Annotated in this window: 17 protein-coding genes; 1 reads left to right on the forward strand and 16 read right to left on the reverse strand. The window is 52.1% G+C overall.

Going from position 1 to position 20,147, the window contains the following annotated elements; translation table 11 throughout:
* Positions 1 to 72 precede the first annotated feature (72 nt).
* Positions 73 to 1,425 carry a tRNA (N(6)-L-threonylcarbamoyladenosine(37)-C(2))-methylthiotransferase MtaB gene (gene mtaB, locus GCWU000342_RS01955; RefSeq protein ID WP_006905517.1) on the reverse strand — a complete coding sequence of 451 codons (1,353 nt, stop codon included), beginning with the start codon at positions 1,423 to 1,425 and terminating at the stop codon, positions 73 to 75.
* 150 nt (positions 1,426 to 1,575) lie between these two features.
* Here mtaB and GCWU000342_RS01960 point away from each other — a divergent pair, with 150 nt between their 5' ends.
* On the forward strand, positions 1,576 to 1,812 hold the full coding sequence (locus GCWU000342_RS01960; protein ID WP_006905519.1) for an HPr family phosphocarrier protein: 237 nt from the start codon (positions 1,576 to 1,578) through the stop codon (positions 1,810 to 1,812).
* A gap of 139 nt (positions 1,813 to 1,951) precedes the next feature.
* Here the strand turns inward: GCWU000342_RS01960 and thiI are convergent, their stop codons facing one another.
* The 15 genes from thiI to lepA form a co-directional block, all read right to left on the reverse strand.
* Positions 1,952 to 3,157 (reverse strand): tRNA uracil 4-sulfurtransferase ThiI, encoded by a 1,206-nt coding sequence (thiI, locus tag GCWU000342_RS01965; protein WP_006905521.1) that lies wholly within the window; start codon positions 3,155 to 3,157, stop codon positions 1,952 to 1,954.
* Positions 3,158 to 3,271: 114 nt separating this feature from the next.
* Positions 3,272 to 4,426: a cysteine desulfurase family protein gene (locus GCWU000342_RS01970; RefSeq protein WP_006905522.1), complete on the reverse strand. Its 1,155-nt coding sequence runs from the start codon at positions 4,424 to 4,426 to the stop codon at positions 3,272 to 3,274.
* Positions 4,427 to 4,434: 8 nt separating this feature from the next.
* On the reverse strand, positions 4,435 to 5,175 hold the full coding sequence (locus GCWU000342_RS01975; RefSeq protein ID WP_006905523.1) for an RsmE family RNA methyltransferase: 741 nt from the start codon (positions 5,173 to 5,175) through the stop codon (positions 4,435 to 4,437).
* Positions 5,176 to 5,254: 79 nt separating this feature from the next.
* The gene (locus tag GCWU000342_RS01980; protein ID WP_006905524.1) at positions 5,255 to 6,211 is read right to left on the reverse strand and encodes a 50S ribosomal protein L11 methyltransferase; all 957 of its coding nucleotides are present in this window, start codon (positions 6,209 to 6,211) and stop codon (positions 5,255 to 5,257) included.
* A 315-nt stretch (positions 6,212 to 6,526) separates the two neighbouring features.
* Entirely contained in the window at positions 6,527 to 7,411 is an 885-nt protein-coding gene (locus tag GCWU000342_RS01985) for a sugar ABC transporter permease (RefSeq protein WP_006905525.1), read from the reverse strand.
* Entirely contained in the window at positions 7,411 to 8,754 is a 1,344-nt protein-coding gene (locus GCWU000342_RS01990; RefSeq protein WP_242649964.1) for a carbohydrate ABC transporter permease, read from the reverse strand. The genes GCWU000342_RS01985 and GCWU000342_RS01990 overlap by 1 nt, the downstream gene beginning before the upstream one ends.
* Before the next feature lie 90 nt (positions 8,755 to 8,844).
* Positions 8,845 to 10,083 (reverse strand): extracellular solute-binding protein, encoded by a 1,239-nt coding sequence (locus GCWU000342_RS01995; RefSeq protein ID WP_207635018.1) that lies wholly within the window; start codon positions 10,081 to 10,083, stop codon positions 8,845 to 8,847.
* 357 nt (positions 10,084 to 10,440) lie between these two features.
* Positions 10,441 to 11,625: a molecular chaperone DnaJ gene (gene dnaJ / locus GCWU000342_RS02000; RefSeq protein WP_006905530.1), complete on the reverse strand. Its 1,185-nt coding sequence runs from the start codon at positions 11,623 to 11,625 to the stop codon at positions 10,441 to 10,443.
* A 7-nt stretch (positions 11,626 to 11,632) separates the two neighbouring features.
* Positions 11,633 to 13,507: a molecular chaperone DnaK gene (gene dnaK, locus GCWU000342_RS02005; protein ID WP_006905531.1), complete on the reverse strand. Its 1,875-nt coding sequence runs from the start codon at positions 13,505 to 13,507 to the stop codon at positions 11,633 to 11,635.
* 61 nt (positions 13,508 to 13,568) lie between these two features.
* The gene (grpE, locus tag GCWU000342_RS02010) at positions 13,569 to 14,285 is read right to left on the reverse strand and encodes a nucleotide exchange factor GrpE (RefSeq protein WP_006905532.1); all 717 of its coding nucleotides are present in this window, start codon (positions 14,283 to 14,285) and stop codon (positions 13,569 to 13,571) included.
* A 372-nt stretch (positions 14,286 to 14,657) separates the two neighbouring features.
* Entirely contained in the window at positions 14,658 to 15,266 is a 609-nt protein-coding gene (locus tag GCWU000342_RS02015; RefSeq protein ID WP_006905534.1) for a DUF3267 domain-containing protein, read from the reverse strand.
* A 13-nt stretch (positions 15,267 to 15,279) separates the two neighbouring features.
* Positions 15,280 to 15,567, reverse strand: coding sequence for a GNAT family N-acetyltransferase (locus GCWU000342_RS10405; RefSeq protein WP_156784469.1), 288 nt, complete (start codon positions 15,565 to 15,567; stop codon positions 15,280 to 15,282).
* On the reverse strand, positions 15,564 to 16,634 hold the full coding sequence (gene hrcA, locus GCWU000342_RS02020; RefSeq protein WP_006905536.1) for a heat-inducible transcriptional repressor HrcA: 1,071 nt from the start codon (positions 16,632 to 16,634) through the stop codon (positions 15,564 to 15,566). The genes GCWU000342_RS10405 and hrcA overlap by 4 nt, the downstream gene beginning before the upstream one ends.
* A 212-nt stretch (positions 16,635 to 16,846) precedes the next feature.
* Positions 16,847 to 18,136, reverse strand: a complete 1,290-nt coding sequence (hemW, locus tag GCWU000342_RS02025) for a radical SAM family heme chaperone HemW (RefSeq protein ID WP_083790714.1) — start codon at positions 18,134 to 18,136, stop codon at positions 16,847 to 16,849.
* A 174-nt stretch (positions 18,137 to 18,310) separates the two neighbouring features.
* Entirely contained in the window at positions 18,311 to 20,125 is a 1,815-nt protein-coding gene (lepA, locus tag GCWU000342_RS02030; protein WP_044961070.1) for a translation elongation factor 4, read from the reverse strand.
* Positions 20,126 to 20,147 lie beyond the last annotated feature (22 nt).

Below are 20,147 nucleotides of genomic sequence, written 5' to 3' on the forward strand. Positions count from 1 at the left end.
TGAAATCGTTTTCAATACCGCCTGTAAACTTCGTGTAAACTATCCAATCAAGGCCCTCCTTTTTTGAATAGTTTACACATGGACTTCTTCCATCTGAAGGATCTGCGTCCCCGGAATCAACCCTGACGCTCTGCCCCGGATCAGCTGATTGCGCAGGTCTCTTCCGTCCGCTTTGACGGCTGCGCGCACGTACTCTCTGGTAAAACCGGTCCAGTACTCTTCCCCGCGCAGGATCTCTTTCACCTCCATCAGGACTTCTGCTTCTCTTCCGATTTCCTGCCTGCGAAATTCTGCAGACATGCGGTCTGCCAGAGCCAGAAGAACATGACTTCTCCTGGACTTGGTCTCCTCATCCAGTTGCCCCGGCATCGTATCAGCAAGGGTCCCCCGGCGGCGGGAATACTTGAAGATATGCATTTCATAGAAACGGATCTCTTCCAGAAAATGTCTGCTGGCCTCAAATTCCTCCTCTGTCTCCTGGGGAAAGCCAACAATCACATCTGTCGTGATGGCTGGATGGGCAAAATTCTCGCGCAAAAGAGCGACTGCCTGTCGGAAATCCTGCGTCGTGTACCTGCGGTTCATCCTCTTTAGCGTCTCATCGCAGCCGGACTGCAGGGAGAGATGAAAGTGGGGACAGATCTTTTCCACCCTGGCCAGGCGCTCCGCGAATGCCCGGTCGACCAGGCGGGGCTCCATAGATCCCAGACGGATCCGCCGGATTCCTTCCACCCCTGCCACGGCCTCCACCAGTTCCATCAAATGCCCCCCGCCGGCCATTTCCTCCGACGCGACTTGGCGGTTATAAGAGGTCATTCCATAGGAGGAAAGGTGGATCCCATTTAATACAACCTCCTGATATCCGGAAGCTGCCAAGCCGCGAACCTCCTTCAGAACGTCTTTTGGACTGCGGCTTCGGATTCTGCCCCGGGCCAGGGGGATGATGCAGTAGGAGCAGAACTGATTGCACCCGTCCTGGACCTTGATGAAAGCCCTGGTGTGCTCTGCAGTTCGGGTCAGCTGAAGCCGCTCATAGTCAGGCTGCCGACTGTCTTCAGCCAGCTCCTTTACCCTGCGGTGATCTCTGCGAAACTCGTCGATGGCCCGGACCAACTGGGTCTTCCGATTATTTCCGATAATAATATCAATGGACAAATCCTCCTCCGCCTCCCCGGCTGAAGTCTGTACATAGCAGCCGGTCGCGACCACAATGGCATCCGGATTCTTCCTGCGGGCCCGATGGATCATCTGTCTGGACTTGGCGTCGGCCATGTTCGTCACAGAGCATGTATTGATGATATAAACATCTGCCTGATCCTGAAAGGGGACAATTTGATAGCCCGCTGCCTCCAGCATTTGCTGCATTGCCTCCGTTTCATAGGAATTGACCTTACAGCCCAGATTGTGTAATGCTGCTCTTCTCATATCCGCTCTTTCTTTCGCTTTCCTTTTTTAACATTCGCGCTTATATTCTTCTCTCCCAAATATTCCCGCTTTATTGACATCTCTTCCGCCGGGTCGTAAGATGAACACGAATATTCACTTGATATCCATGCAATTGAGGAGGTTGCTACTATGAGCAATACACTGATGATTTCTCTCAACTCCATCGACAAGGTCAAGTCCTTCGTCAATACAATCGGCAAGTTTGATTCCGATTTCGATCTGATCAGCGGCCGCTATGTCATTGACGCCAAGTCGATCATGGGAATTTTCTCTCTGGATCTCTCGAAGCCCATCGAATTATCTATCCACGCGGAGGATAATGTCGACGAGATTCTTGAGGCACTAAAGCCCTACGTCGTCGAGTAATCGCATTCGGTCGGTTCCATCTTGCGCCGCCGAAAATATTTCTGTAAGAAAGAACAGTCCCGGGTCTGACCCTCAGGGCTGTTTTTCTTTTCTCTGCGCTTCTGATCCTCTTTGGCCCCCCTGTCGGCCTCTTTCTCTCTCACTGCCGAAGAGAGGGAGATCCATCACAGATTATCGTCTCGGTCGTCTCGATTGCCTGCCGGTATAAGTCCTCAATCCTCTCCGCCAGTTTGAGCTCACTGCGCTCAATGATCTCCAGTCGTGGCTTGGTGACAGGATGCCTGGCCACAAAGATGGTACAGCAATCCTCATAGGGAAGAATGGAGGTTTCATAAGTGTCGATCTTCTCGGCGATGGACACGATATCCTGCTTATCAAATCCGATCAAAGGGCGATAGACCGGCAGCTGACATACCGCATTCGTGCAGAGTAAAGACTGCATGGTCTGGGAGGCCACCTGTCCGATCGACTCGCCGGTAATAAGACCCATGCAGGCATTTTCCCTGGCGAAGTGCTCCGCGATCCTCATCATATAGCGGCGCATAATGATAGTCAGCTCATCGTGGGGGCACTGCTCATAGATATAGAGCTGAATATCTGTGAAATTGACGATATGAAGGCGGATGGGACCTGCGTATCGGGCCACCTGCTCGGCCAGATCAATCACCTTCTGTTTGGCCCGCTCGGAGGTATAGGGCGGAGCGTGGAAATAAGTCGCGTCTAAAGTAACGCCTCGCTTTGCAATCATCCACCCTGCCACAGGAGAGTCGATTCCGCCCGACAAAAGAAGCATGGCCTTGCCGTTGGTTCCGACAGGCATACCGCCGGGTCCCGGGATCATTCTGGCGTAGAAATTGATCTGCTCACGGATCTCCACGTTTAATTCAAAGTCCGGATGATGTACATCAACCGTCATTTCCGGATAAGCATCCAGAATCTTCTCTCCGATCATAGCGTTTAAATCCATGGTATGAATCGGGTATTTCTTGTTGGGGCGGCGGGCCTTGACCTTGAAGCTGACATGACGATCGGGAAAGGCCTCCCCGATATAGCGAACAATCTCCCCGGCCGTCTCATCAAAGCTTTTGATCTCTGTCAGAACGCAGGGACAAATCCAGATAATGCCGAAGATCCGGGTCAGGGCTCCGACCAATTCGTCATAATCATAGTCGGACAGGCAGCGGATGAAGATGCGTCCTGTCTGTCTCTCAACCGCAAATTCTCCCTCGCAGTCGCGCAAATTGCGCTTGATCTGCCTCTCCAGCGCCTCCTCGAAAACGTGACGGTTCTTGCCCTTAATGGCAATCTCTCCATATTTAATCAGAAATGCTTTGTACTGAACCATGACTCCATCCTATTCTTCTCTTTACATTCCTTCTTATAACCGTTCTTCCTGCGATACAATAATTCTCTTTCGCATCGTCCCTCTTGCCATGTGACCGGCTGCCCCTTCGTATGACTAATGTCTGCGAAACCTTGCCAGCACTGGCATCAGTTGTTCCATGCAGTCACAGGCATAATCAATCTCCTCCATAGTCGTATATACCGATAGCGAGATTCTGATAGTGGAATCAAGTAAATCTCTGTTCAGACCAATTGCCTGCAGGGTCCTGCTGATTCTTGGATGATTGGAGGAGCAGGCGCTTCCGGCGGATACATAGACCCCCCTCTCCTCCAGAGCGTGCAGCATCACTTCCGCCCTGACTCCCGCAAGAGATACAGAGATAATCTGTGGAGCGGAGTCACGGCCGGTACGGCCGTTGACTGTCAGGCCGGGAATTTGGGACAAGCTCTTTACCATATGCTCCTTCAGGGCATAGAGACGGTTCTGCTCTTCCTCAAGATTGGCGCAGATCTTCTCGGCCGCAAGCCCCAGCCCCGCAATGGCCGCCGTATTCTCTGTGCCGGATCGCAGTCCCCTCTCCTGGCCGCCCCCAAGAAGAAGAGGCTCGACTCTGCATTTGTCCTTGATATATACAAAACCACTTCCCTTGGGGCCATGGATCTTATGCCCGGAAGCCGCCAGGAGGTCGATCCCCATATCCTTGGGGATAATTTTCACCTTTCCGTAGGACTGAACCGCGTCTGTGTGGAAGAGACAGTTGGGATTGACCGCTTTGATAAGAGGTCCCAGTTCTTCCAGGGGCTGCAGAGTGCCAATCTCATTATTGATCTGCATGATACTGACTAGGATGGTATCGGGGCGAATACGACTTCGCAGCTCCTCGAGATTGATCCTGCCATCTCCATCCACCTTCAGATTCTCAATCTCAAAGCCCTCCTCTGCCAGAGAACGCATACTCTCATATACGCAGGCGTGCTCGAAGGGAGAAGTCAGAATATGCCTTCCCGCCCTGTGATTGGCGTGAGCCGCTCCCCGAACAAGCAGATTATTCCCCTCTGTTCCGCCGGAAGTGAATACAATCTCCCTGCTCTTTGCCTTCAGGGTTCTGGCAATCCTCTCTCTGGCCTCTTTCAAATAGGCTTCCGCATCCATCCCCTTTTGGTGCAGGGCGGAGGGGTTCCCATAGTCCTTCCTCAGGACTTTGACCATGAGATCCACCACCTCCTGATCTGTCTGCGTGGTGGCCGAATTGTCCAAATATACTTCCATACAAGCCTCTATCTGCTCTCACATGCCATCATGACCATGGTCATGGCCGCAATGGCCGCCGTATCGGTTCTTAAAATCCGTCTGCCCAGGGAAATGACTCTGATATTGTCTTTTCCTTGAGCCGCCTTTATCTCATCTGCCGCGAATCCACCTTCCGGCCCAATAAATATGCCAATGCCTCCTGCATGGGCTACAGCCGTCAGGGCTTCGCCAGTCGCCTGCATGCCGCGGGCATTCTCATAGGGAAGAAGGACCAGATCCGCGTCACCCGCGTCATCCAGGGCTTTCTGATAAGGTGTGACCGGGGCGATCCTTGGAATGATGCTGCGTTTTGACTGTCGGGCTGCGTTTGCCGCAATCGCTTGCCAGCGTTCTCTCTTTCTGGCTTTCTTCTTCTCGTCCAGCCTGACCACGCAGTATCTGGTCTCCACCGGAACAATCTCATAAACCCCGAGTTCAACCGCCTTCTCAATGACCGTCTCCATCCGGTCCCCCTTGGGAATCGCCTGAAAGAGACAGATCTTCTGGGCGAGTTCCGTGCTGGCAGCCTCCTCAACCAGCTTTACAGTCATCTCCTCCCGATCTACCATCAGGACATGACCATAATAATCCCTGCCGCCGCGCACACTGACACGCACTTCCTCTCCGGGACGGATGCGAACGACTCTCCCTAGATGCCTGGCATCCTCTCCCTGAATCGTGACGATCTCATCATTCACTTGCCGCGCGTCGACAAAGACCTGCTGCATTCTTCTCCACCTGCTTTTCCAGCACAGGAGATCCCCCAAAAACGGATCTCTTTATTGTTCTGCCATTCTGTATCACGAATCATTCCGGTCGCCTGGCAATGATACTGCGCCACTCACCCAGGGCATTGACCTCGACAATTTCCAGTTTCTGATTCCTCAGGGCATCTTCCACCTCTTCTTGCTTGAAGTCAATAATTCCGGATGTGATAAGAAGACCTCCCGGTCGGAGCCGATCCCGAAGATCCGGCCCCATCGCCGTGATAATATCCGCCAGAATATTAGCGAAGACAAGATCATAGCAGCCCTCTCCCAGTTCCTTCCGCAGTCCGGTATCCTCCGCCAGATTTCCGATATAAAAGCGCGCCGGGTCAAAGCAAAAACCATTGGCCTCCATATTCTGCGCGACCGCATCCTTACAAATCGGGTCGATATCCGTACCCGCCAGCGAACCGGCGCCAAGGCTTGCGGCAACTACAGAGAGAATCCCGGAGCCAAAACCCACATCCAGAATAGCATCTCCCTTCTTCAGATAATGACGCATGGCCCGGATACAGAGTTCGGTACTCTCATGCCTGCCGGTTCCGAAGGCAATGCCCGGATCAATGCGAATCAGGGTCTTCCCTTCCAGGTCTGCGGGAGGGTTCTCCCAACTGGGGACAAAGAGAATATCCTCAATGGAAAAGCTGTGGAAGTACTCTTTCCACTTGTCCTGCCAGTCCTCTCGCCGGATCCGTTCCTCACGGATGGTCAAAGAACCCATATCCGCATATGCTCTGGCCCCTTCCAGGGCACTTCGAACTCTCCTGAGCAGTTCGGTATGATCCCCCTCTGCGTCCAGATAGAAACGGATGCGGCAGGAGCCGTCGTCCTCCGGCAGATCCGGCTGTAACTCCTCGAAATTGCCCCCCTGTATGCTGTCATCAACCGGAAGCAGATCATCAATCTCAAGGGAATCGATCCCTTCCTCTGCCAAAAGGCAGCTGACAATCTCCTCCGCCTCCTCCCTCGTCTCAATCGTATAGCGAATATAATCCATATTCTCTCCTCTTCGGCGGAAAAAGCCTGACGCCGCGAATCTTCGCCCGCCAAAGCGACAATGGAATGTATGCTTTGCAAGCAGCTGCTTGTCACGACATGTGCGCCGTGCGTACAGTCGATTGTCACATGTCACGACATGCATGTTCTGCAACGACTTGATTGCCGGTTATCATAAAAACAGCACACGGAAGCCCTCTCACAGGAGGGCATGTCCGTGTGCCATACTAGCATAAAATGTAACTACTGTCGATAATTCCATTGGCTGGCCAGCAGCCTGATTCCAGCCTGATTCCAGTCTGCTTCCGGTCTGTCTTTATCCTTTGACCGCTCCAGACATTCCCTCAACATAGAACTTCTGCATGAAGACAAAGAGAATTGCGATTGGAACGGAAATCACAACAGCTCCGGCTGCAAAGCAGGTATACCACTGATTGATATATTCTTTCTGCAGCATGTTCCAAAGACCGATGGCAACCGTAAACTGATCGGAGTTGGCTCGCACAATGACCTTGGCAAAGATGAAGTCAACCCAGGGGCCGATAAAGGAGGTCATGATCGTGTAGATAATGATCGGCTTGGACAGGGGGATGGTAATTCTCGTAAATACCTGCCATTGGGTCGCGCCGTCCACAATTGCTGCCTCGTCAACCGCACGGGGAATCATGTCAAAATAGCCCTTCGTAATCTGGAATCCCAGACCGGTTCCGGCTGAGTAGACAATGATCAGGGCCAAACGGATCATGGATCCATCGGTCAGCCCCATTGCCTTCAGGATATAATACTCGGCAATCATAGCCATAAATCCCGGGAACAATCCAAGAATCATAGCCAGATTCATGTAGGGCTTACGAAAGCGAAAGCGCATACGGGACAGGCAGTAAGAAACGGACAGGACGAAGAAGGTCGAGACAATGCAGGTGCAGATCGCTATGATCAAGGTATTTCCGAACATGCGGGGAAAGTCCAATACATTACGGTCTGTGAACAGCTTGACATAATTGGCAAGCGTGTAACCCTTTGGGAAAAAGGTGCTGACATAGGAGCCCGGTTCTGCGCGGAAGCTTGTCAGTACGATCCATAAGATCGGCAATATCCATATTGCCGCCAGCACTGCCAGAAACAGGTGAACAAGGAGATTGTTGATGCGCTTGGAAAGACTCTTTCGATTACGCTTTACTGTAACTGTATTCGTATTCATCACATGAACGCCTCCTCGTTCTTATAGGATTTCGATCTGCGGTAGGTTACGAGTGTAACGACCGTCAGGATAACAAATGTCAGGATACCGATAACCGCGCCCAGATTGTAATACTGCTGGTCAATGGTCAGCTTGTAGAGCCAGGTTACCAGAAGATCCGTCTGTCCGGCTGTATCTCCTACATAGGTAGGACCACCACCGGATAAGAGGTAGATGACATTGAAGTTATTGATGTTGCCCACAAATGAAGTGATCAGATAGGGCGTCGTCACAAACAGCATATAGGGCAGGGTAATCTTCATAAAGATCTTGACCGGACCCGCCCCGTCCATGCGTGCCGCTTCATAGAGTTCGCTCGGAATATTCTGAAGAATACCTGTAACCTGAAGCATGGTGTAGGGGATACCTACCCAGAGATTGATCAGGATGATCGTAACCCTGGCCCACATAGCATCTGTGAAGAAGGGCAGGGGACCGCTGATCAAGCCATGATTCTGCAGGAGAACATTGATTGCGCCCGATGGCTGGAGCATGATATTCATAATCATCAGTGAAACGAACTGCGGAACCGCAATTGAGAGCACAAAGCAAAAGCGCCAGAAGCCCTTTGCCTTTGTCTCCTTGCGGTTGATGATCATGGCAAGAATCATTCCCATGACATAATTTAAGAAGGTCGCAACCAGTGCCCAGACAACGGTCCAGGCCAGGACATGCCAGAACTGCCTTCCTATATTACCGCCGAAGTTCAGCACGCGTTGGAACTGGGTCAGGCCGTTCCAGCCGAATAACTGTAAGTGATTATCTTCCTTGGAATAGGAGGTGAAGGCCATGCTGATCATGTAAACCAGAGGCACAATATTGAATACCAAAATACCGATGCATGGCAGAGACATCAGGGTGATGTGCAGGTTCTCATCGAAGAGAGATCTGATATCCTCAGCGAACGTCTTGACATGGACATTGTTTTCTCTTTGCAGCTGCAGACGATATGCCTGCTTGATCTGCATAATCCACAGGAGAATAAATCCTACGATCACAAAACAGGTCACGATCCCGGACAGAAGAATCAGCTGTGAATTATCCCCAGCTGAGTACTCGTAGATCTGCTTTGCTTCGTTCCAGACCTTCTGCTGGGCCGAGTTACCGAGTGAAGGCAGCATAGATAAAGCATAGCCTCCGGAAGTAGCCATATAGAGCACAAAAGCAACTTCCAGCAGAAAAATAAGACCGCCCTTGATCTTCTGCCCCTTGAGAAATATCCCAAGTCCCATGAAGGGGATAGATAACTTCGTCTGTATATCTCCGGCGGCAATCGCCTTCGAGAGTGGAATTTTACTTTGCATTTTATTTTCCATACAATTCATCCAATTCTATAAGAAAAGAGGAATGCGGCTGTAATGCCAACCGCATTCCTTCCATCAGTAAATGCAATGTTATTGAACGGCAGCTGTATTCATGGCCTTATTCATGCTCTCTGTCTTCTCGGCGGCATTGTCATGCGTAACCGTACCGGCAATGATCTCCTTACCCATAGATTCTGCGGGCGTCCAATACTGGCCCATACCGGACTGCAGGGGCTGAACAATCGCGCAACTCTCGATGGTACTCATCTGTACCTTGGACAGATCATCGGAAACCTTCAGCGTGGTATCGGAAGGAATTACCTTGCGAAGATCATAGTGATCCTGCTGTGCCTTGGAGCTTCCCAGGAAGGCTGCCAGAGCAACCGCAATCTCAGAATTCTTGCTGTTGGGGTTGACACCGATTGCCTTGGATCCTGCGAAAGCCTTCATCTGCACTTCCTTGCCGTTTAAGTTGAACTTGGGGGGTACGGCAATTCCTACATTTTCCTGGCCGAGAGCATCTACAACAGCCTTATAATCCCAGGCGCCTGAGAAGAGAGCATTAATTGTTCCGTCTCCCAGGGTACTTGCTGACAGACCATTGGCATCTTTGAAGTTGGGGTTCTTAGCAAGATCAATCAGGTAATTGGTGACTGCTGTCGCCTTGTCTCCGCTAAAGTCAATACCAGCCTTGCCGTCTGTTCCGTCCTTGCCGAACAGGGTGCAGCCATTTGCCACATAGGTAGAGGCGAAATACCATGAATTGGATAAGGGGAAGCCAACCTTACCCTTCTTCAACATGGTATCAAGGTTCTTAGCGTCGTCTGCGGAGAAGACACGCTTGTCATAATACATAAACCAGGTATTGCCCGTGAAAGGAACACCGTAGATCGAATTGTTATAGGTAACCGTGCTGACGGTCGTCGCATCGTTATTCTTCTTAATTGCCTCAACCGTTGATCCTCCCAGCTCTGCCAGAGCGTTGGCCTTGAGCAGGTCGGGAATCTGATCATTGGCATACATGAATACATCGGCTGCCGCTCCCGGATCTGAGGCTACAAGATTCTTGGCATCACCCTCAGGACATACGCCGGTATTAAAGGTAAGCTTCCACTCCGGATGTGCCTGCTGGAAGGCGTCCAACTCCTTCTTGAGCCAGTTGCCCTGCTCCTCGGACTGATCCTCTGATGGTGACCAGACGGTAAGCGTTGCTTCCTTTGATTCCGTTTTCGTATTCTTGTCTGACGTCTTACCGCCAGCGCAGCCTGTCAATGCAGAAACCCCCATCAACGCGGCCAGGCCAAGTGCTGCAAGTTTTTTACTTTTCATAGTTCCCTCCATAAAAGCACATATCTTGTAAACGTTTCCAAGCGTTCACACAACTTACACTCATATATTATGCAAAATGCTCACACATTTCAACTATTTTTTTAAATCCATCGTCATTATGTCTGGTAAAACCTGGATTTGGTCGGTTTTATCCCGAATTCAGTACTTCAAACGGGCCAAAAAGCGCCTCCTGACTTCCTGATCCGATCAAAAAGGGCGATCCTCCCGAAGGATCCCGCCCCAACATTTGACATAGAGCCAAAAAAGAACACAGCCGCTTCCTCTCGATAAAGTCAAGAGGAAGAAAGCTGTGCTCTCTGTCTTTATATAAGAATCCTGACACAGGGATCCTGTCAATTATTCCATCGCGTCGTCGAACTTATCCTTCATCTCCTGCATCTTCTCCCGAAAGCCCTTCTTTCTCGGCTTGGGATTTGACGCTGACTTAAGACTTGCTCCGGAGAGCTCATCGAAATGGCGAAGCGCCTCCTTGGCCTCCTCTGTCAGATGGGTCGGCGTCTGAACAACCAGTGTGACATAGTGGTCGCCGCGCACATTCTTGTTGCGCAGAGTGGGAACGCCCTTGCCCCGCAGGCGAATTCTCGTATCCGTCTGTGTCCCGGGCTTCACCGTGTAGATCACCTTGCCGTCAATGGTGTCGATCTCGACATCGCTTCCGATCGCCGCCTGGGCGTATGTGATCGGAGCGGACGAGTAGAGATCGAAGCCGTTTCTCTGGAAAATAGGATGCCCGGAAACCCGGACCTCGACCAAAAGATCCCCTCTGGGGCCTCCGCCTGTCCCCGGCTCACCCTTGTCGCGAATACGAACGGACTGTCCATTGTCAATCCCGGCGGGTATATTGACCTGTATCTTCTTGCGTCTTGTGATATATCCGCTCCCGTGACAGTCCGGGCATGGGCTCTCGATCACCTGCCCGCTGCCTCCGCAATCGGGACAGGTCGTCACATTCTGCACGGTTCCAAACATGGACTGCTGGGTCATAACGACCCGGCCCTTACCGCCGCACTTGGAGCAGGTTTTCTTTCCTGTTCCCGGCCTGCAGCCCGAACCATGACAGGTCGGACACTCCTCCTTCAGATTCAGATCCAGTTCCTTGACCACGCCGAAGACTGCCTCTTCAAAGCTGATGCGGACAGACGCGTGAACATTTGCCCCCTTATGGGGACCGCGCTGGGCGGAGGATCCGCCGAAGCCGCCAAAGCTCCCAAAGCCGCCAAAGAGATCTCCGAAGATATCTCCAAAGTCCATACCGGAGAAATCAAATCCGCCGGCTCCACCGGCTCCGTTGCCCTCGAAAGCTCCCATACCGAACTGATCGTACTGGCGGCGTTTGTCCGGATCCGAGAGGATGGCATAAGCCTCTGAGGCCTCCTTGAACTTCTCCTCTGCCGCCTTGTCTCCCGGGTGAGAATCCGGGTGATATTTCTTGGCGAGCTTGCGATATGCTCTTTTCAGAGCTGCGTCGTCGGCATTTCTGTCGACGCCCAGCACCTCATAAAAATCTCTTTTATCTGCCATGATCTAATTAAACTTCCTTGAAATCCGCATCGACAACATCATCATTGCCATCCGCAGTATTTCCTGCCTGCGCGCCGGCCTCAGGACCGCCTGTGGCCTGCCCCTGCTGGGCTGCTGCCTGCTGCTCGTACATCTTGGAGAAGACCTTCTGGGCAGAGCCCTGCAGCTTCTCAAGAGCAGCCTTGATCTCGCCCACCTGCGCGTCTGAGAGCTCCTCCGGCTGCGTATACTGATTCAAGAGATCCCGAAGAGCCTTTATGTCAGCCTCAACAGCGGACTTATCAGCCGCGTCAAGCTTGTCTCCGACCTCCTCTAAGGCCTTCTCCGTCTGGAAAGCGAAGGAATCCGCCTCATTTCTGGTGTCAACCGCCTCCTTGCGCTTCTTGTCCTGAGCCTCATACTCCTGAGCCTCCTTAACGGCCTTCTCGATATCCGCATCAGACATGTTGGAACCGCCGGTGATCGTGATATGCTGCTCCTTGCCGGTGCCGAGATCCTTAGCGGATACGGTCACGATGCCATTGGCGTCAATGTCAAAGGTAACCTCGATCTGAGGTACGCCATGCTGTGCCGGGGGGATTCCGTCCAGACGGAACTGACCCAGAGACTTGTTGTCTCTGGCAAACTGGCGCTCACCCTGTACGACGTTGATATCTACCGCGGTCTGATTATCCGCTGCTGTGGAGAAGATCTGGCTCTTCTTGGTGGGGATGGTCGTATTTCTCTCGATCAGACGGGTCGCAACGCCGCCCATGGTCTCGATCGACAGAGAAAGGGGAGTGACATCCAGAAGAAGGATGTCACCGGCGCCGGCATCTCCTGCCAGCTTGCCTCCCTGGATCGAAGCGCCGATTGCGACGCACTCGTCAGGGTTCAGGTTCTTCGAGGGCTCCTTGCCTGTCAGCTCCTCAACCTTCTTCTGTACAGCCGGAATACGGGTAGAACCGCCGACCAGAAGGACCTTGGACAGGTCGCTCACGCTAAGACCTGCATCGCGAAGAGCATTCTGAACCGGAACCGCTGTCCTCTCAACCAGGTCATGGGTCAATTCATCAAACTTTGCTCTGGTCAGATCCATATCAAAGTGCTTGGGCCCCTCCGCCGTTGCCGTAATGAAGGGCAGATTGATATTGGTCGTCGTCGCGGAGGAGAGCTCCTTCTTGGCCTTCTCAGCGGCCTCCTTGAGCCTCTGCATAGCCATCTTGTCTCCGGAGAGGTCTACGCCCTCGGCATTCTTGAACTCAGAGAGCATCCAATCAACGACCGCGTTATCAAAGTCATCGCCGCCTAAATGGGTATCCCCATTGGTAGAGAGAACCTCAATGACACCGTCTCCGATCTCAATAACAGAGACATCAAAAGTACCGCCGCCCAGATCATAAACCATGATCTTCTGCTCTTTCTCGTTGTCCAGTCCGTAGGCCAAAGCAGCTGCCGTCGGCTCGTTGATGATTCTCTTGACATCCAGGCCCGCGATCTTTCCCGCGTCCTTGGTTGCCTGACGCTGCGCGTCATTAAAGTATGCCGGAACCGTGATGACCGCCTCTGTCACCTTCTCACCCAGATAATTCTCAGCATCGTCCTTGAGCTTGGAGAGAATCATCGCGGAGATCTGCTGGGGCGAGTACTTCTTGCCGTCGATGACACGGCCGTTATCCGTTCCCATATCTCTCTTGATCGAAGAAATGGTCTTCTCCGCGTTGGTCACCGCCTGTCTCTTGGCCGGTTCGCCGACCAGACGCTCTCCGCTCTTGGTAAATGCCACGATTGAGGGTGTCGTTCTGGACCCCTCCTTGTTGGGGATGACGTTTGGCTGTCCGCCCTCCATAACAGCGACACAGCTGTTTGTTGTTCCTAAATCAATTCCAATAATCTTGCCCATAATTTTTTCCTCCTGAAATCATTTTTGAATTATAAAAATCAGATAATCTGTACCAGTCTCTTTAGTTGGCCACCTTGACCATGCTGTGGCGGATGACCCGGTCGTGAAAACGGTATCCCTTTTGCAATTCCTCCACGATCTCGTTCTCACCGGCGTTCTCGTCATCCACATGCACCACTGCATTGTGAAGATCTGGATCAAAGGTCTGCCCCAAAGCCTCAATAGGACTGACTCCCAGATCTGTCAGAGTCGTGATCAGCTGTTTATAGATCTTATCCATGCCCTCCGCAAAGGCATCTGCCTCTCCTTCCGGCAAGAGACTCAGTCCGCGCTCGAAGTTGTCGACCACAGGGAGAATCTTCTCGACAATAGCCGAAGCGCCCATCTCAAAGCTGGCATTCTTCTCTTTCTCCGTTCGCTTGCGGAAATTGTCGAATTCAGCCATCTGACGGGTCACCCGGTCTGTGAGCTCGGCGATCTTCTCGTCTCTCGGATCCTTCTTCTTGTGAAAGATTCCCTTCCCGCTCTCTTTTTGTCCGGGGTCCGTCTCTGACGCCGCTTCCTCTGCCTCCTCAGTTTCCCTGGTCAGGGAATCTGTATCCGCATCCGTCTTGGCATCCACATCTATATCGGAGGCTTCTCTCTGATTCTCCGCTGCAGCGGATTCTTCCTCCGCCTCCTTGATATCACCGGCCTCTTCCTGCTTCTTCGCTTCTTCTCTGGCCTCTCTTACGGCTTCTTTCACAGCCTCTTCATTGCTGCTCTCTGGAGTCTTCATCTCTTCAGCCAAAAAACTACCACCTTTCTCGGGTCTGCAACCCTGGGATTTGTTTCAATTAGCACTCAATATTGGTGAGTGCTAATATCTTCATGCACTAAGATAACACCCCTCACAGATCGTGTCAACTTAAATTTGCAAGTTTTTCACTGAAGAAAAATGAAAACGTAAATTCTATTCTTCTAAAAGGGTGAGGACAAAAACTTGGGCGCTGCAATGCCCCTGGGAGAACAGATGAAGTATTCGAAAGAGCAGATGATGGTTGCGCTGACATTGTATAACGCAATTGGATCGTTAAATGTCGCCATACTGACACCGGGATATCCCTCAAATCCTATACCTCTTGTTCCCCGTATCACGAAAAGCTGCTGATCAGCCTCCGAGTGAACTCAAATATGCATACAAGCCATCCTGTGAATCGCAGATGACAGCACCTTTGGGGACTTTTCTCATAACATTTATTACATCCATATAGTCAGGCGCCGGAGATATAAGCCCCATGAATGCGGATACCATACATATCGTAAGCAGTGGTTTCATTGTTATTGGAATAAAAATAAACCCTATTAGAGGAATGATTCCCAAAAGGGCAGGGGCTAAAGACATACAGATAAACCGCCTTTTTGTAAGAGGATGATATGAAATGGCCCATGCCTGCATTTTACGAACACACAGCCCCACCCACACCGTAGCTTCTTTCGGATAGCAAACTGCGTGCGCAAACTCGTGAATCGGTAATGCTATCATAAATCCAATCAAAAAGGCCGGGACAAGGTATATTGGAGAAATCGGTGCTTCCTTGCTTGTAAATGCCTTTAAGAATACCGCCAACATGCAAATCATCATTGGAGCTATACCAAACGGCAGGGACTTGCCAATAAATCCTTCAGCATCACGAATCTTAACCGCATTCTGCTGAACCGGCGGACTTTGATGCGATGTTCCAAATTCTTTTTTATTTCCTTCCCAAACGATCGCCATCTTAACCTCAGAATCATACCCTTAAAATGATTTTGACATCTCCTGCCAATCTTCCTTCTTCATCAGGTGATCTATGGCGCAGCATTTCCTTCACAGCTTCCGGCATGATACCCTGACCCTGAAATGCTTCTCCAAACCAGTATTCCCGTTCGGCACTCGCCATATATCCTGCAATCTGAAATACAGCAAACGCTTCGTCTCCGATGACTCCCGCATCATGTGCTACTTCTGCAAAATACAGCTTCTCTGCATCATCCGATGACAGAAAAGCTGTTGCAGCAACAAACTCTATTCTCTTTATTCCCGGGCATCCTCCATGATCTCAGAGAGCTTGCTCTTGAGCTCTTTGAGACTGCCCATCACCTTGGCATAATCCATTCGCTTGGGTCCCACGATACCGATCGTCCCCCTGACTCCGTCACCCAGGTCATAGTTGGCTGTCACAACCGAGCAGTCCGGCATGTTTCCGATGGGAGATTCGTTTCCAATATAGACCTGGATCCCCGTCGAATCGGGATTGTTAGCGCTCTGCTCCTGCACGTCATTGATCAGCTCCGCCAATTGTCCCTTCTCCTCAAAGGTAGAGATGAAGGTCGAGGCCTTTTGCGCGTCAGACAGCTCCGGGTATTTGAAAATATTGGTGGCTCCGGACGTATAGATCTCCAGTCCGTCATCCTCACGCAGCGTCTCCGGAATGGTCTTTAAGACCTCCGCCACAATATCCTCGTGAATTCCCGCCTGCTCCTGCATCCTGCTGATCGTAGTCAGATTGATTTCCTGCGCGGTCAGCCCATTCAGGCTGTTGTTGAGCAGCATATTGAGCTTCAGGAGATTCTCACCGCTCAGAATGCTCTTGACCTCAATCAGGCGGCTCTTGACCATATTGCCTCCCATCATGATGACGGCCAGGATCTGGTGCTCATTAACCTGAGAGAGCTGGAGGAACTTAATCCGGTTCTTGCTCACAGCCGGCGCGGAGATCAGGGAGGTGTACTGCGTAGTATTGGCCAAAAATTTGGCAACCTGCTGTAAGACCTTATCCATCTTCTCCGTCTTCTGGATCACGAAGTCTTTGAGCTCTGTGACCTCCTGGTCCTTCTCCGCCATCAGATGATCCACATAGAAGCGATAGCCCTGATCCGTCGGGATCCGGCCGGCCGAGGTGTGGGGGCGAATGATGTAGCCCATCTCCTCTAAGTCGCTCATCTCATTGCGAATCGTAGCGGAGCTTAGACTGACGCCCTCTAACTTGGAAATCGTCCTTGAGCCGACCGGCTCTCCGGACTCCAGGTAATTCTGAATAATTGCGTGGAGGATCTTTGACTTGCGCTCGGAAAGCTCCTCAATACCCTGCCCGGAATCTGCCATAGATTTCTCCTCTCTTTTGGCACTAGCACTCGATTCTCCTGAGTGCTACAACTCCTTTTATTGTAGGGACAGGGCCCTTGCCTGTCAACATGAGGGGATGAATCTATTGCTTTTAGGGAGACAAATTACTGCTTTTGTGCGACAAATTACTGCTTTCGTGAGATAAATTTGCCGCTTTGGGGCTGTTTTGTTTCTGTTTTAACGCAAAAAATTTAACACAAATATTCCGCCAGCACCTGGTTAGAAATATCCGTACCTGCCTTTGTAAGAGCAATCATCCCTCCCTGTCGGCGCAGGAGGCCCCGCTTGCTCTGGCTCTCCAGAGTGGATCCATAGACGCTGCCGATGGGGAGTCCGAAGGCGTTGAAAAAATCAGTCTCCCGTATGCCTTTAGTCTTGCGCAGCCCCAGAAAGAGAAATTCCTCCATGGCCTCCCGGCGGGTCAGCTTCTGAACCGTTTTGGAATCAATCCAGGGCGCGTCCGCCAGGACTTCATCCAGGTCCAGCTGTTGACCGGGATCATATTTTTCCCAGAGGTCAATATAGCGGTCTGTCTCAGGGATATTGGAAAAGCGCAGATTTGGATAAGCGCAGCTTCTCTGTGCCGGATCCTTTCGCATGAGCAGATCCATGTCCGAATGCCTGTCTATGAGGGAATCACAGAGTAAAGACGCCGCCCCCACACCAAATCCAAGGTAGGGCTTTCTCTCCCAATAGCCCAGATTATGACGACAGGCATAGCCCTCCCTGGCATAGTTGGAAATCTCGTATTGTCTGTATCCCTTTCCCGTCAGGAAGGCCCTCGCCATATCATAGAGCGCGTACTCCAGGTCACTGTCCGGCAGCTCCAGCGTTTTTTCGCCCCTCTCTCTCCTGGCGATATCCCCGGCATATCTCTCATAAAAGGGCGTACCCGGCTCTACAATCAGAGAATAGGCGGAAATGTGCTCCGGCCGGAGCATGGTCACCATCTGCAGGGTTCTCTTGAGCTTATCCTCGGTCTGCAGGGGCAAACCCGTCATAATATCCACATTGACATTGGAAAAACCGGCTGCGCGGACATGTTCAAAGGTACGCAGAAAATCATTCCAGCTGTGAATTCGTCCCAGCAGGGCCAGCTCATCGTCATTGGACGACTGCAAGCCGATCGAGACGCGGTTGATCCCCATCCTTTGATAGGCCCTCAGCGCCTTTGCCGTCACGGTCCCCGGGTTTAGCTCCAGACTGACCTCAGCGTTCCTGGCCAGAGAAAAGTTCCTGTAAACTGCCGCAAAGATCTGCTCCATCAGAGAATAATCCAGCCAGGAAGGAGTTCCTCCCCCCACGAATACACTTGCCACCTGCTTCCTGCCGATCAGTCTGCCCCACCAGTCGATTTCTTTGACCAGGGCGCCGGCATAAGCCGCCTGCTCCTTCGGGCTCCCCGGATGAGAGTTAAAATCGCAGTATAAACATTTTTTCACACAAAAGGGAATATGTATGTAGAGCTCCAAAGCTTCCACGCGCCCTGCTCCTTCTCTTGATGTATCCCGACCGCTGTTTCAGACAGACCTGCCGCAAATCCATGTCGTCGCCGGATGCGCGTCTGTTCCTCAGAGAGCGGCATCCGATCCTCGAAGAGCGGCACCCGATCCTCGGAGAGCGGCATCCGATCCTCGAAGAGCGGCATCCGATCCTCAGTCGTCCGAATCCAGCTTGAGAACCGCCATAAAGGCTTCCTGCGGGATCTCCACACTGCCCACCTGCCGCATGCGCTTCTTTCCCTCCTTCTGCTTCTCCAGAAGCTTTCTCTTGCGGGAAATATCTCCCCCGTAGCACTTGGCCAGGACATCCTTGCGCATGGCCCGGACCGTCTCTCTGGCAATTACCTTCCCCCCGACTGCTGCCTGAATGGGAATCTCAAAGAGATGCCTGGGGATCTCCTTTTTGAGCTTCTCGCACATCTTTTTCCCCCGCTCGTATGCGGTGCCTGAGAACACAATAAAGGAAAGGGCATCCACCTGTTCCTTATTGATCAGCATATCCAGCTTGACTAAGTCTGACCTCTGATAGCCCTTCATCTCATAGTCGAGGGAGGCATAGCCCCGGCTCCTGGACTTCAAGACATCGAAGAAATCATAGATGATCTCATTGAGAGGCAGGGTATAGCGAAGCTGAGCCCTGCCCTCCTCAATATACTCCATGCTGATATACTGGCCGCGCCGCTCCTGGCAGAGATCCATAATGGCTCCGATATAGTCGGATGTGACCATAATCTCCGCCTCGACGACAGGCTCCTCCATGTAGTCGATCTCGGATGGATCCGGCAGATTGGATGGATTGGTCAGCTCCATCTGGCTCCCATCCGTCTTATGGATCCGATAGACGACGCCGGGCGCAGTCGTCACCAGATCGAGCTTATACTCTCTCTCCAGGCGCTCCTGAATCACATCTAGATGCAGAAGACCCAGAAAACCGCAGCGAAAGCCAAATCCCAGGGCCGCTGAGGTCTCCGGTTCAAACTGCAGGGCAGCGTCGTTGAGCTGGAGCTTCTCCAGAGCCTCACGAAGTTCCGGATATCTGGCGGAATCCGCCGGGTATATCCCGGAATAGACCATGGGCTGGACCTTCTTATAGCCCGGCAGGGCCTCTTCTGTCGGCCGATCCGCCGAGGTCACCGTATCGCCGACCCGGGTCTCCCTCAAATCCTTGATCGAGGCGGTAAAGTAGCCTACCATACCCGCCTCCAGTTCCTCACAGGGAATAAACTGACCGGCGCCGAAGTAGCCCAGCTCAACCACTTCGCAGCTGAAACCGGTCGCCATCATACAGACCCTGTCTCCAGCCTTCATTGAGCCCTCCATCAGGCGTATGAAAACAATGACTCCCTTATAGGAATCGTAGAGAGAGTCGAAGATCAGAGCCTTCAGAGGCGCCGTCCTGTCTCCCTGGGGGGCCGGGAGATGATGAACGATCGCCTCCAGAACATCCTCTACATTCAGACCCGTCTTGGCGGAAACCAAAGGCGCGTCCTGACAGTCCAGACCGATGACATCCTCCACCTCCTTCTTCACCCTCTCGGGGTCCGCGGATGGAAGATCAATCTTATTGATGACTGGGATCACCTCCAGATCATGATCCAGAGCCAGGTATACATTGGCCAGGGTCTGGGCCTCAACCCCCTGGGTCGCGTCAACGACCAGAACGGCTCCGTCGCAGGCCGCCAGGGCGCGGGAGACCTCATAATTGAAATCCACATGTCCCGGCGTGTCGATCAGGTTGAAAATGTACTCCTCCCCATTCCTGGCCCGATAAATAACCCTGACCGCCTGTGACTTGATTGTAATGCCCCGCTCTCTCTCCAGATCCATCGTGTCCAGAACCTGCTCCTGCATCTCCCGCTTGGTCAGTGTTCCGGTCATCTCGATGATCCGGTCCGCCAGGGTGGACTTGCCGTGATCAATGTGGGCCACAATACAGAAATTGCGAATTTTACTCTGGTCGATTCCCATGGATTTGCTCCTCATGCGCCGC

The sequence above is a fragment of the Shuttleworthella satelles DSM 14600 genome, assembly GCF_000160115.1.
Lineage (GTDB): Bacteria > Bacillota > Clostridia > Lachnospirales > Lachnospiraceae > Shuttleworthia > Shuttleworthia satelles.